General features: G+C 59.1%; 13 protein-coding genes. 5 read left to right on the forward strand and 8 right to left on the reverse strand.

The annotated features are described in order from the left end of the window. Positions 1-15: 15 nt before the first annotated feature. From GCT19_RS36190 to GCT19_RS36215, 5 genes are all read right to left on the reverse strand, one after another. Positions 16-1,011 (reverse strand): cupin domain-containing protein, encoded by a 996-nt coding sequence (locus GCT19_RS36190; protein WP_227749422.1) that lies wholly within the window; start codon positions 1,009-1,011, stop codon positions 16-18. A 765-nt stretch (positions 1,012-1,776) separates the two neighbouring features. Further along, positions 1,777-2,583 (reverse strand): HAD family hydrolase, encoded by an 807-nt coding sequence (locus tag GCT19_RS36200; protein ID WP_152854592.1) that lies wholly within the window; start codon positions 2,581-2,583, stop codon positions 1,777-1,779. A gap of 378 nt (positions 2,584-2,961) precedes the next feature. Then, positions 2,962-3,567, reverse strand: coding sequence for a hypothetical protein (locus tag GCT19_RS36205; RefSeq protein WP_152854593.1), 606 nt, complete (start codon positions 3,565-3,567; stop codon positions 2,962-2,964). A gap of 384 nt (positions 3,568-3,951) precedes the next feature. Next, a complete protein-coding gene (locus GCT19_RS36210) occupies positions 3,952-4,329 on the reverse strand; it encodes a hypothetical protein (RefSeq protein WP_152854594.1) in 378 nt (125 codons plus the stop codon). 194 nt (positions 4,330-4,523) lie between these two features. After that, on the reverse strand, positions 4,524-5,084 hold the full coding sequence (locus tag GCT19_RS36215; RefSeq protein WP_152854595.1) for a hypothetical protein: 561 nt from the start codon (positions 5,082-5,084) through the stop codon (positions 4,524-4,526). Between the two features lie 886 nt (positions 5,085-5,970). Here GCT19_RS36215 and GCT19_RS36220 point away from each other — a divergent pair. Next, positions 5,971-7,176, forward strand: a complete 1,206-nt coding sequence (locus tag GCT19_RS36220; RefSeq protein ID WP_152854596.1) for an NHL repeat-containing protein — start codon at positions 5,971-5,973, stop codon at positions 7,174-7,176. Between the two features lie 319 nt (positions 7,177-7,495). Here GCT19_RS36220 and GCT19_RS36225 read toward each other — a convergent pair whose 3' ends face one another. Then, complete coding sequence (locus GCT19_RS36225) at positions 7,496-7,942, reverse strand: response regulator (RefSeq protein WP_152854597.1); 447 nt, start codon at positions 7,940-7,942, stop codon at positions 7,496-7,498. A 151-nt stretch (positions 7,943-8,093) separates the two neighbouring features. On the opposite strand from GCT19_RS36225, the gene GCT19_RS36230 reads away from it, so the two are divergent. From GCT19_RS36230 to GCT19_RS36240, 4 genes are all read left to right on the forward strand, one after another. Next, a complete protein-coding gene (locus tag GCT19_RS36230; protein ID WP_152854598.1) occupies positions 8,094-9,233 on the forward strand; it encodes a sensor histidine kinase in 1,140 nt (379 codons plus the stop codon). A gap of 135 nt (positions 9,234-9,368) precedes the next feature. Further along, positions 9,369-9,518: a hypothetical protein gene (locus tag GCT19_RS43005; RefSeq protein WP_193727488.1), complete on the forward strand. Its 150-nt coding sequence runs from the start codon at positions 9,369-9,371 to the stop codon at positions 9,516-9,518. Positions 9,519-10,022: 504 nt separating this feature from the next. Then, the gene (locus GCT19_RS36235) at positions 10,023-10,463 is read left to right on the forward strand and encodes a hypothetical protein (RefSeq protein ID WP_152854599.1); all 441 of its coding nucleotides are present in this window, start codon (positions 10,023-10,025) and stop codon (positions 10,461-10,463) included. 902 nt (positions 10,464-11,365) lie between these two features. After that, positions 11,366-12,199, forward strand: a complete 834-nt coding sequence (locus GCT19_RS36240; protein WP_152854600.1) for a DUF932 domain-containing protein — start codon at positions 11,366-11,368, stop codon at positions 12,197-12,199. A 343-nt stretch (positions 12,200-12,542) separates the two neighbouring features. Here the strand turns inward: GCT19_RS36240 and GCT19_RS36245 are convergent, their stop codons facing one another. Both GCT19_RS36245 and GCT19_RS36250 read right to left on the reverse strand, forming a co-directional pair. Beyond that, positions 12,543-13,178 (reverse strand): hypothetical protein, encoded by a 636-nt coding sequence (locus tag GCT19_RS36245; protein WP_152854601.1) that lies wholly within the window; start codon positions 13,176-13,178, stop codon positions 12,543-12,545. Further along, the coding region (locus GCT19_RS36250; RefSeq protein ID WP_152854602.1) for a protein mobD at positions 13,171-13,691 on the reverse strand (521 nt) is incomplete at its 5' end. The genes GCT19_RS36245 and GCT19_RS36250, both read right to left, overlap by 8 nt.

Here is a 13,691-nt window from a genome sequence, read left to right on the forward strand (position 1 = left end):
ACTCCCGGTCAGGAGTTAGTCCTTGAAGGTCTCTTTGAGAAGACCGAGTTTTCGATACACTTCGCGATCGGTGACCTGGAAAACCTGTGCGCCGGTATCCGACGTGTGGGTCACCCACGTGTTCTGCGGAATCGTAAAGATGTCGTGCTCGGCCCACTTGATCTCGCGATCACCGATTTGGCTCGTGCCTTTACCGCCGACCACACAGCACACCGTGTTCGCCGTGGTCTTGAACGCACGTGTCGTTGCCCTTGCAATTAGGCCTGTTAGGTAGCAGTCGAGCGTCGCCATAACCGCACCACCCGTAACCGGATTGGTATAGCGAACGCGACACGAGCCGTCCTGGGCGATCGGTGCAGCGTCGAGTGCCTTCAGCGCATCCTGACGCGTGTAGCGGAAAATCGGCGAGTAGGAGCGCTCGACGCTGTCCATAACCGGCAGAATTCCTGCCGCCGTAAAGGCACCATCCAGGAATTGCGGCGGCTGATCGACGATCGGGCCCGGCTGGAACTCGTCGGTGCCAAGGTACAGTTGAAGGTCGACGTCGAGCACGTCCATCCATATCGTCGCGCCGTCACCGTAGTGGTGGTGCGAGTGCCACGTCCACGCCGGCGTCAGCACCAGGTCCCCTGGCTCCATCGGGCAATCCTTGCCGTCCACGAGCGTCGATGCGCCGTGGCCTTCCATGACGAAACGCAGTGCGTTCATCGAGTGACGGTGCGGGCGGGCCATTTCGCCGGCCAGCAGCGTTTGCAGCGTCGCCGAAATCGTGCCGGTCGTTGCTTCGTCTTCCGGCGACTTCGAGAACGGATTAACCATCGAGAGCACGCGGCGCTCGACAACCTTCGGCGACGAAATCTGGGCGGTTTCGGTCAGGATCGGACGAGTTGCACTCCAGGGCCACAGGTGAGCCTGCTCACGCTTGACATCCAGCTTGTGAGCCGTGGGACTTTCCCACAGCGGGACGAGATGAGTGGTTACCATTTTCTCCCGCAGCGATGCGGGGATCATGTCTTCCGATACAGAACCAACCGACATAGCGTCTCCTGATGTCTTGACCACTTATTAACTTAATCAGCATGCTGACGATGCTAAAGATTAGTCAGCATAGTGTCAATCGAGACATAGGTCGGGGAAACCCTTTATACGTTAACCCCAAGAACATAAACTACATAAGCCCGAGCGGCCCGGATCGAGTAGCGGGTTGAAAATCCAGGGACGCGGTTCTTCGCCGTTGATCGAACAGATAAACGAACCCGCCGTCATCACGATCGGATCGAACGACATCGCCGAATTGTGGCGCGGCATTTGAATACAGCCAGAAACCGACTTACCCCATTGATTACCTGTGATCTCCGACGCGCGCGGCTGGTTGGAGTTGGTCGTGGGTGAGAGGCGCGACGCTCACCCCGCGATTATTCCGGTTTTATCGCGGCAACCGGCCGCCGATGTCTGCCCTGCTGTTTCCCGGCTGATCCCAGCCGGGAAAGCAAGTGCAACCGACTGCCGCCAGTCACCCCGCCCGGCATCCCGGGGCAGCTAACAGAGCCAGAGCGCACATGCAGGCCGGCGCCTGAGAGGCGGCAGTTCGGCCAAAGCGGACGGCGGCCGATCGGGAACGTGTGGCCGTTTTAGATCGTCTCGCGGACACTCGCGACCCGGTGTCGGCGAGTGTCAGCTTTCCCTATTGGCGAACGAGTCCTTACGACCCTGAGCGGTCCATCGCCCGGTTCGCCGGAAAGGTCGGCTGCAAGTCTAAGAGCAGCCGTTCGACGCCTACAGAGCGGACGCGTCGCGAGCGCTGGTTGAACCTGACTGGAGAATGGCGTTCGCGAATTCCACGAAACCGGCTCCCCCTGGACCGCGCGTAATCCATCGAGGGGGAGTCGGCAATTGCGGTAGGTAATCGATCACCGTGCTCACTCCCGCCGTGTGTTTGAAAAACTCAAACATCGGCGCGTCGTTGGTGGAGTCTCCGGAATAGGCGACCAACTCGCGGGCTGCTCCAGTGTCAATGCCGTATGTGCTGGCCAGTACTCGCAATGACATCGTCAACTTGTCGTAGCCCCCAATCCAGCCGAGAACCCAAAGGTTATTTATCGTCGCATCTGCTCCCGCCTGTCTGAGCGCATCGACGATGTGGTGATCGGCGTCGGTTCCTGTACGGCGATATGCGAGGCTCGTCAAACGAAACACTTGATCATCAGCCTCTTGTGCCTGAGGCACCGCCTTTTCGACGACCTGTGCAATGTACTTCAGTTGTTCGCGTACGTGTTCAATGCTATCGGGCGAATGCCAGTAGTGTCGTTCGACGCGGTGCCCGTCCGAACTCCGCCGCAAAAACAAGCCGCCGTTTTCGGCAATGACACCATCGACGGGCCACATGCGAGCCATCTGGTCACACCATCCGGCAGGGGCCGCGGTGACCGGCACCACGCGAATGCCGCTGGCTTCCAGTTGTGCCAGCGCAGCGTACGTCGAGGCAGGCAGGCGGCCCTGATAGGTCAACGTCTCGTCCATGTCCGTGAGCACGAATCGGACTGTCGAAAATTGATTTGCTGCTGCCTGGGAAAGGGGTTGCATGGTGAGCACTTAGCATAGGACAGCCGCAAATTATGAGGGGCTATCGGATAGCCGTTTTGACGAATTGTGCAAATGCTTATCGCAATTTGTTGATAGCGAGCCATTGGGTTGACCTTTGCTGTGTCCGGTAACGCCTTCGAACCAGACGTCGGTGGGCGCACAAGCCAGCGACCCTTGTTGGCCGACTGTACTCATTCACAGAAGCCGCCCGGAAGCGGCCGTCAACGATTTCAACGGCCGCTCTACAGGACCTTCATTGAACTGGTGCTCTCGGCCAACAGGAGTCATTCGTCGCGACGATGAATCAGTTGCTCGAACGGCGCCTCTAGGGTCGTCACCCGACACCCATCCATCATCGCGTCATTGTCGCAGCCTATGTTACGGCGAGGTCAACGCTGCATAGGCATTTGGAAGGACGACGGCGAATTGCCCGCGTTCAGCGATTGAAGCACCATTGGTCGCAATGACGGAGCAAAGACCCTTCATGTACGTGTGACGTGTCGTTACGATACGCTCAAGCTCTGCGCGTGCCGATTCGACTGGATCCGTATAGGATTTCGCCTTTTCAAGATCGATGTTTGTTTCAGCAACCTTCAGCAGGGGTTCATGAATACGCGCAAAGGAACTGACATATTCCTTTACGTCGATCCCGTACTCCGCGCAAACTGCAGGAACGCCAATCATGTTTTTGCGATAAAACGCGAAGAACACGTAGCTGGCTGCCTTCTTCGAAGGAAGATTAAATTTTTGTAGCTCCCCCTCCAACACACGGTTTCGTGCCAATGGATCAGATGGATTCGCAACGGCGGCTTCAGACGCACGTCTTAGTGCGTCGGCTAGGTCCTGCTGAGAGTATGCGACGACTCGCTGGCAAGGGACGGAAAGCGATATCGCAGCAGCAATGTGACAAAGCTTTAGTATGTTGTTGAGCTTCACTGGGTGACCGTAGATTGCAAGTTTTATATCCGTCATGGGGTTCGGCATTTGAGCCACTGGTGAGCCATTAGCACATGAGTCTATTTACGGTCGCTTGCGGTACAAACTGAAGTTCAGCAAACGGCTTTAGTCACCGACACACAGCAGGATGACCAATGTGTTTCGCTCAAGAGTCATCCGGAGATCAGGGGGCGATTCGTCCGGTTTGGGTCGGCTGCGGAAGTTCGCCCATCAGGGCGACGCGCCCCGCATCTTCTGCCAATGGATTTTCGCGTTCGGCCACTTTCTGCCTTTCGCCTAAGGCGTGCAGTCGTCACTCCTCGAACGGCTGGTGTACTCTGAAACTCGCCCGATGCGCGACGCGCGCTTGTCGGCCACGGCTGTCATATGTGCATTGATGCTGGCATGCCTGCTTACGGCTTGACTGTCCTATCAGGACCAGCCTGCGTCATGACGATGTGTGATGTACTCACCGCAAACTGCCGATATTTTTTTGACGTCGGCTTTGCGATAGTCAAGACGGCTCAGGGCCAGGATCATTTGAACTAAACTCGCTTCATCATCGAACGGCGGTAAGCCGACAAACTGTTCAGCCGCGTCGACCGAAAGCCGCGACAAGTCAGAGCGTTCCCGGGCACCGCAATTGCCACCGTTAGCGGAGAGCCAAAGCAGTACAGATTCGCAGACATGCGCTGCTTCAAGCCATTGCCCCGTTCTTGCGCGCGCAATGAGTTGAGCAACCACCAGATACCCTAGCAGTTCAGTTCGCGCTTCATCGTCCAGATTGTAGTGCTGAAGCCGCATTTCCATTGGGCCGTTTTCTGTCGCGTCACCTCGATGAAGCCTTCGACAGCCGGACGGAGTTATCAAACTGATAATTTACCCGTCTTTTCCCTGAACAACAGGAGATCTGTAACCGGCCGTTCAAGGAAAAGTCCGGCTGAGCTGTCCTGCTGCTTGAGGACGAGTAGGTGCCGCACAGTTTCTCTGATGGCTAGGAACGTTCACTTACTTTTCGTGCGACCGACCTCCCCCTCGAGAACCCATAAACGGTCTTCTGCTGACGGCCGCTCTATTCGAATCACCCCTGTTCCCTGTAAACGGCTCAAACTCCCGCTCGCGGCGATAATCTGCCAAAGACCGAAGATGAAGGGGCGGGGCGCCCCGTGCGACTGAGGAACATACTGGAGATGCATCTGCAACCGCATGGTGAGCTTGTCACCTGACGGAAGGGTAAATACCAGATAGCCAGGGCCTCCACCGATCGGTTCTCCTTGGTTCGAGCCAGCCGCAGCCGCTTCTTCGGTAGGCACTTCGTGGAACCCCCAATCGAGAACGGTTGCACCCTCAAGAAGGCCTTTGCTTGTCACTTTACCGCTTTGCCTTAGAGCAGCGACGTAGCGCCCACTCCCCTCGCCGAGCTCCAGCTTCTCGTATTGATTGGGCATACCTCGTTCCCCGGTTTTCAGGTTGACGACAAATTCGATCTTCACGGGCTCTGCGCGACCGAACAGTGGCAACGAGAAGATGGCAAGAAGCAACCAAAGTTGTCGGATTTTCTTCACGGGAATCTCTCCGTTCACGTTCGTCTTGACTCCTGCCGGAGCGGCAATGGCAGGGGCCCTCCCGGTGCGCGTGCCGCAATTGTGTCTTCGAAACGCTGCAATTGGCTATCGAACAGGACTTGTGACCACGGGATGCCAGATCCAGGTCGCAGCGGCTCTTCAGACACTAGAGCAGTCACCGGGTCGACACCACAACGTCCAGAGCGGGTCGCGTTATGCCTTTTGCATAGAGGACCCACCCGATGCGATCGTCGCGCTCGGTCGTCGGGCGCTAGCCGGCCATCAAGCGTCATTCACCTCCCCCGTTGGACGGACATTCAGAGGGCGCATCCGCATCGCAAACGGCCATTGACCCTTTGCGGCACAAACGCGGGTATCGTCCAGCGCTCACTTGTCCATCTCCAACGCGCGTCAGGAGGGGTCCTACGCCTCACGACCAGCGGCGACAGAGGCCGGCTCGAGAAGGCGCAAAAAGCAGAGGTATCGGCATGCATCGGCGACGCCAGCGCCTATTCTTCAGACACGATGACTAACGCGTTACTGGTCAACTCTGCGGGTCGTCGTCGCCCATTCCGCGCATCACGCGGAATGGGGGTATGTGTCGTCGAAAACTACCTCGGCTCGCGCGGTGCGCACTGCGTCGCCGACGGTCAAAACGGACGCCTGTGGCTCGACATCGGCAGCCGCTCATCGGGCTGTTCTTTACCCATGCGACGCTCGCGGCGGGACGCTGGTATGCGCCATGACCGCCGGAGCCACGCATCCCGTGCTGCGGTAGAGCTGGCTCAGTAGATGGCGAACGCTCGGCGGCAAGCGCCGTGGACCTCTCCATGACGCAAATGCTCCCGTGAAAATCGTTTGAGCGGGACAACTCAGGGAGGTCACGATGAAATGCTCCATTCGTGCGAGGCTTATCCACTCGGCCTTGATCATGCTGCTCGCCGTGCCTTATGTAGTATGGGCGCAATCGCAAACAATAGTCACGATCGCTGGCACTGGGGCGCAAGGGTACACTGGCGACGGCGGCCCCGCGATCTCCGCACTGATCGCGCCCGAGAGTCTCGCGATCGATCGCGAAGGGAACCTGTTTATCGCCGAACCGGTGAACGGCGTCGTGAGACGCATCGATCGCGCCACCGGAGTTATCACCACGTACGCGGGAACCGGTCAAAGCGCCTATAACGGCGAAGGATTGCAGGCGACAGCGACAAACCTCGGCGATCCACTAGGCGTGGCGGTCGGCCCGGACGACGATGTGTACATCGCCGACTTTCAACCGAGCAGCCGCATCTGGCGCGTGGATCGTCACACGCTGACGATGCACACGGTAGTCGGCGGAAGCGAACGCGGGTTTTCCGGGGACGGAGGACCGGCAACTGCTGCGTTGATCAACGCGACGGACATCGCGTTCGACCGCGAAGGAAACCTTGTTATCAGCGATTCTGGCAACGAGCGCATTCGCCGCGTCGATCGACGCACGGGCATCATCACAACGGTGGTCGGGAACGGCATTCACGGAGCAGGTCCGGAGAGCGGTCCCGCGACCGAAGCCGGCTTCCTGTACTTCATCACTACGGCGTTTAACCGACGCAACGAAATGTTTTTTGCCGACTCCGCCCTGAGCACCGTCCGTGAACCGGACAGACAGGGTAAGACATTCAGGACGGTGGCGGGAGTGTATCCCGGCACGACCGGAGTAGCTTTTGAGGCAGGCTACAACGGCGATGGCCAGCCTGCGACACAGGCGCTGCTCAACGCACCCACGCATATAGCAACCGACTGTGCGGGCAATCTGACCATAAGCGATACCTTCAATTACCGCGTGCGGCAGGTGGACCACGAGACCGGCATCATCGAGACCATCGCCGGGACCGGCACGCCGGGCTACTCTGGTGACGGCGGCCTGGCGATCCAGGCCATGCTCTCGGGTCCACGGGGCCTCGCGTTCGGGCATGACGGAGCTTTGTATGTCGCCGATGGTTTCAGGATTCGAAAGATCACCGGACTACCCGGCCATCACCGCTGGGATTGCCGGGACGACCGTCGCTACGGCATTCACGAAACCGATCGTGACGATGGTGACGAAAATTGAGGTTTGACGTAGCCCGTTCGATTGGCGCTGTCGGCGCTGCCTGCAGCGCGCGTCATCCCGGTCAGGGCCGCCTCAGCTATGCGGCGGCCTCAAATCCCTCTCCCTCGATTCCTCTCTCCTGAGTTTGCGTATCGCCGAATATATGTTGGCGCGAGCGGCTCGGCAGATGTCCGCATCACTTCGTGAGCCGTCATTGAAGTTCCGCCAGCTCGAAGGACCGCTCAGGGTCGATATGATGCGTTCGCCGTTCGCCCGGCGCCCACCTCCGCACATGTAATTGCTGGGCAGCGAATGTCCGAACGGAAACAAATTCCTTCGTTCAATGAGCCACGGCATCTGGGTTAAGTGCAATCTGTCTAAGCAGATTCAACAGCAAATCAGGAGCGGCACCTTTCTGGCAATACCCGTCAAAGCCGGCCGCGATCCCATTTGCGCGGACGGTAATCTCGTCATAGGCGGTGAACGCCAAAAGGACCAGATGCTGGGTACGGCCGTCACGTCGCAATTGCCGTGCGAGTCCAAATCCGTCCGTGCCCGGCATATTGATGTCGAGCAAGGCGATCGCCGGCATCCAGGCAGCGATGGCGGCCAACGCCGCGCGGACTCCCACGGCGAATCGGGTCTCGTACCCCGATGCCGCAAGCACGGCCGCGATTGCTTCGGCCCCTTTTTCATCATCGTCGATCACGAGCAGGCGAGGGGGCACGTTTCCGTGTCGAAGGACGGTGCGCGACGTCCATCGCGCGGTGGGAAGGAACGGATTCATACGCGGAAGCGCTTCTGGTAGGCTCAATATTCCTGGCTACCAGCATGGGCTATTCCCGCCCAAGTCCGTGTGCCAGGCAGTAGCGACGGCCCGGGTAACCTGGAACGCCGTCTATTTGTCTGTGCCAGTCCTTCCAGTCGAGGCAGAGTCCATGCGTCTTGCTGATTTTATTTCGCAAAATGCGGAGCCCATTCTGGCGCAGTGGGAGGCGTTCGCCGCCACACTGCTGCCCGCGGCGGCGAACATGCAGTCGTCGGGGCTGCGCGACCATGCACAGCAGATCCTCCTGGCCATCGCAAAGGATCTGCGAACTTCGCAGAGCCGGGAAGCGCAGTTCCAGAAATCCGTGGGGCGAGCCCCTGCCCCGATTGACGCGACCGAAACCGCCGCACAAACACATGCTCTTCTCAGAGCACGGGCCGGCTTCAACATCAACCAGATTGCCGCCGAGTATCGCGCGCTGCGCGCAAGCGTGCTTCGCCTGTGGATGGATGATTGCGAGCCCGGCGAGGCCAATCTCGACGACGTCATCCGCTTCAGCGAAGCGATCGACCAGGCGCTTGCCGAATCCGTCTCCTTTTTCACAGCACAGGTCGAGGAAGATCGAAACCTTCTTCTGGGCATGCTCGGCCACGACATGCGTAGCCCTCTGCAGGCGATTCAGATGACGGCGTCCTATCTCGCGGCACTCAACGCCGGGGGTAAAGTATCGGAAGCCGCGGCCCGCCTGATACGGAGCGGAGCGCGGATGCAGGCACTGCTCGACGATCTGACCGATTTCAGCAGGACGAAACTGGGCCTGGGCATCAACGTGGCGCCCCGCAACGTCGATCTGACCCAGGTGCTGGCTGAAGGACTTGACGAACTCCGTGCCATTCATCCCGACAAGCAGATTCTTTTCAACGTTAGTGGAGATTTACGGGGCACCTGGGACGGCCGGCGCGTGCAGCAATTGCTTCAGAATCTTGTTCTCAATGCAATCACGTACGGGGCGAAGGACGCTCCGGTCACCGTCGACGCGACTGGCGATACAACGCAGGTGCGGATAGACGTCAGAAACCAGGGACCTGCTATCGGGCATGCGACGCTGGAATGCATTTTCGATCCTCTAACCCGTGGCCCGGATCGCCAGACCGCAAGTGGCGCGGAAACGAGCCTAGGGCTGGGTTTGTATATAGCCCGCGAAATCGCCATAGCCCATCACGGCGCGATTGAAGCGCGGTCCGACGAAACGCAGACAGTGTTTTCGGTGTCACTGCCTCGTGGGGTGGAGAGTGAAAAAGATCACTAACGACCAGGGAGACCGACGCATGTGTTCAGGGCGGTTAGCAACTGCGCGGTTATCGTTTTTCGCCGCCGTCGAAGAAACCATGAGCTAGACCGTTTGAAACCCGAAGTCGAGTGCGTGACCGTTGGATCTCTCAGAATGGTCATTGCGGGCGGTATCGGGTGCGTGATCGCTCAGGTTCGTACTGAGCCGGACGGTGTCGGACTCAGTTCGGCCAACATGAGCCAGTCGGTGGCGATTCCGGCGGGACATTCGGGCGTCAGTGACACGCCGAAAGCGGTCGCCTAGCCGATCTCTCAAGTTTCACACCCGATTGCCGTTAGACGGGGTTGGCTTTGGCATTGCTGCGGGTACGGGGATTTACCGTATCGGAGCGCATTAAGAAAACAATCGATTTTCTGAATCATGACGCGATGAGCAACCAGCATGTTGATTCCTCGAAAGGCTCGATCTTGCCATCTGTGGCAGGTTGCTTTTTGCTGTTTACTGCAATGTCGACATTTCTCGGAATGTATCGTGCATATCTTGTCCATCATTCAGCGACGACTTCGCTGATTCCAGAATCTAGACTCGCGCCGAGTAGTCAGTGGATTTGGCTTGCCGCGGCCGCAATAGGTAATGTACTCGCTGGCAGTGGGCTGCTACGCCGTCGGACGTGGGCTAGAGGGCTGCTCGTCGGTCTAATTTTTTTGAACGGTGGAATGACCGTCTTGACGTCCAGCGCATCAGTAGTAAAGACACTTTGGAGCTTGACAGCTTCCTGCCTCCCCTTTGCCATACTCGTGGCCTCGCGTGTCGACATCAAAGCATTTCACCTTCAGCGCTCGCAGAGCGAAAACACCTAGGCGCATCGCTGGAAGAGCATTACTCGGATTTTCAGCCTTCGTGATGTTTGTGACACTTACGTCACTGTTTAATGGTCAAACGCCCGCACATGCCAGTGAGACGCTGGCGGGTGCAGGTCTATTTATTATGGTCGGATTGTCAATTATGCTCGCCGGTGGCGCAATCATGGGGCCGGTAACTTTGGCAATCGGCGAAATTGGGCTGGTACTAGTCTCACTTGCATCATATATAGTTTTCTATTGCATTTGGAGCTACATCACCCTTCGTTTGTACTTCCCTCAGAATCCATGGCACTTTGTTTGGGACGAGACATTGTTGTGGCTCATCATTCTCGGTATTGGAGGGTTTGTGCTGCTGGGACTATCGGAACGGAGGCAGTCGGTCTGAGAACGCACTCCAAGCGTTGAGTCTTTGGGGACTTAAATGCGTGGACTAGCGGTGCGCCGAATGTGTGACGCGAGACCAACGAGCAGTCGGGCCAGCAGCGCGAAGCATTGATGATCGTTGCATATTCAGAACAAAAACCACCGTCGAGCATATTCAGAGTTGACCGACTGAGATAGGTCAGTAAACAGCCGTTGACGGTGCCGCATACGACCGATCGCATCGGGTCGAGAGGACTCGTTCGCGAATAAGGAAAGCTGACATACGCCGGCACCGGGTCGCGAATGTCGGTGAAGCGATCTAGAACGGCCACACGTTCCTGATCGGCCACTGTCGGCTTTGGCCGAAATCTGCCCCGTGTCGCGGTGTCGGCAAGGTCCCGATCCCTCCGCTATGAGAGACCGTGGCCACGCAGCCGTGTAGTCGCGGGCCGCACGACTGCCATCAATCCAGCTACTCGAGGCGCATTCTCGCCTGCCGCCGCGCACGGTTGTAAATCACCTGATGGCGCCGATCGTCGGTCATCAACTCCAGCCACATCAGTCAATTCCGTCGCATTCTATCGAGGAGTGCCCTGCGCGGTGGCGCCTGTTGGTCCACGCCTGCATGCCCGGTCAACCCGAGGCATGGCATTACACCCGGCTTCCGGGTTCCCGCCCTTGACCCGCGACCGTAGCCGATAACGGGCGCGCATCAAGGGGCGAGGGACCGTGTTGCCCGCGCCCCTCCCTCGCCTTTTTCCTTGACGCCCGCCCGCTATCGGCTCCTCAAGTCGCACGGGCGGGAACCCGGGAGCCTGGCGGCAGCAACGCCAACCCCGAGTTCCACCGGGAAGTGTCCAGCCGCAATGGCAAGGCGCCTCCCTCGCCCGGTTCAGGTCCTCAACCTTGACTGTGGAGATTGCCATGCAACTCGTTTCCTCTTTCCATTACGGCTCCCCGATGCTTCGCGCTGACTCGCCCCTCTCAGACGATCAGATTCGCCGGGTTGCTCCCTCCATCTTCGCGGACTGCAAGCACGAAAGCCGTTCCGAACGCTATACCTACATTCCCACCATCGACGTCCTGCGCGGTCTGCGCAACGAAGGGTTTCAGCCGTTCATGATCTGCCAGACCCGCGTACGCGATCAGGGGAAGCGGGAATTCACCAAACACATGCTGCGGCTTCGCCATGCCGACCAGATCACCGGCGAGGAAGCCGACGAAATCGTCCTGCTGAACTCGCACGACGGCACCAGCAGTTACCAGATGCTGGCGGGCGCATTCCGGTTTGTCTGCCAGAATGGCATGATCGCGGGCGAGAACATCGCCGATATCCGCGTGCCACACAAAGGCAACGTCATCCAGAACGTGATCAATGGCGCTTTCGACGTCCTTGAGGGCTTCGATCTGATCCGCGAGCAGAAGGAAGGCATGCGCGCCATGACGCTCGATCGCGACGAACAGCAGGCGTTCGCCCGATCCGCACTCGCGTTGCGTTACGACCCGACCGATGCCGAAGCGCCCACACCGATTACCGGAAGCCAGTTGCTTTCCCCGCGCCGCTTCGAGGATCGCGGCGATGACCTCTGGACCGTCTTTAACCGGGTGCAGGAAAACCTGACGAAGGGTGGACTGCACGGCCGCTCGCGATCGGGCCGCGCAATGTCCACGCGCCCCGTCACGGGCATCGATCAGAACGTGAAGCTCAACCGAGCGCTCTGGATGCTGGCGGATGCCATGCGCCAACTGAAGGCATAACGATCCGGTGGCGGCGCACCCACGCCGCCCCGTTCTCAGTCTTTTCGCTGCGACGCCCTCCGGGTCACGTCCCGGCGCGGTCACACAGTGCTGGCCCGGCACCCTGTTTCCCACTCTGGAGTCAATCACGCAAGCCCAACTGTCGAAACTGTCAAAGACTGCAGTAAAACAGAGGAAGTAGTACGACGTGGCACTCGCCCCCCGCAGAGGATAATGGTTACAGGCTACCGGTGATCAGGGTCGACCCGAACGAGCCGCCCTTGCGCATGCTTCGTGATGCCGCCGCGCTCATAGCCCGGCGACACCGACGAACTGTGACTCGCACAAGTAGACGTCACACACCCTACCGCATCAGATGACGTCCAGCCCACCAGCCAGCCCCCGCCGCCAGCAGCAAGACAATCAGCGCGCAGACCATCAGCCCGTAGCACGCCCTGACTACCCGCCGCATCACCTTTCGCTCAAATGAGGCCGCCGCCGCATCAAGCCGTTGCCGCTGTTCGCGCGCCGCCATCGCTGTCACAGCCACGAGCCGGTTTCCCACCGTACGCGCAAGCCGACCGCTTGCCCGTTCAACCAGTACAGACAATGCCTGTCTGTCGAGTTCCGCGAGTGCGGCCCTGTAACGCGCCTCGTGCTCACCGGTCATCCGCTCGGCCAGTTCAATCGTCGCCTTGCAGCGCGCAAGCGCATCACGATGCTGTGCCATCAGCACGTCCCTGGCTGCGCGCGCCTCTGTCCGCACGGCATCGAGACTGCCCGCCCCCGCCTGCCGGATGCGTTCCGGCATGACCTCGTAGAGCCGCCCGTAGTATTCGAGCATAACCAGCACAGACCACAGTGCATCGTTATCGCGCAGGTTCAGCGCACCCGACACCCGTCGCATTCGCAGGACACTGGCATCGTCAGGTACTTCACCCGTGACGTCGAGAAACAGGCGGGCGAGCGTGTCAGGCGGCCCGCCCCGACTCTTACCCATCGACTGTCACCCTGGCAAACATCGTTCCGCACAACGCGCGCCAGCGCAGCAGTTCCGCCCGTTCGCCAATATGCATCGTTTCCGCTGCCTTGGGTATCGACAGGCGCTGGCTACGCAGTTCATCAGCGACGCGATCCGCGAGATCTGGAAAATCCAGCGACTGGCCCTGCTCCTCGACAGCCCTCCTCAGTTGCGAGTCCCGGTACAGGGTGAACTTCTCGGGCGAGCCAAAATAGCCGTTACGCACCACATGCGTCACTGCATTCGGGAACGTGGCACCGAACCTGAGCAGCAGTTCCAGACTGTCGCGTTGCCGATTGATCACCCACAGCACAACCAACTGCCGTGCCAGCTCATCTAGCGTACCAGCAAGCGTCCCACCATAATGCGCGACGCCAGTCTGGCTCCTCGCTGCGGTGTTCACCACGACAGTCGCATCACGATGCCGGTCGCAGAAATTGATGAAGTCGATCCAGCCACTCACGTCATCGAGATCGCACGACCCACATTCGA

Source organism: Paraburkholderia atlantica, from assembly GCF_009362785.1.
GTDB lineage: Bacteria > Pseudomonadota > Gammaproteobacteria > Burkholderiales > Burkholderiaceae > Paraburkholderia > Paraburkholderia atlantica.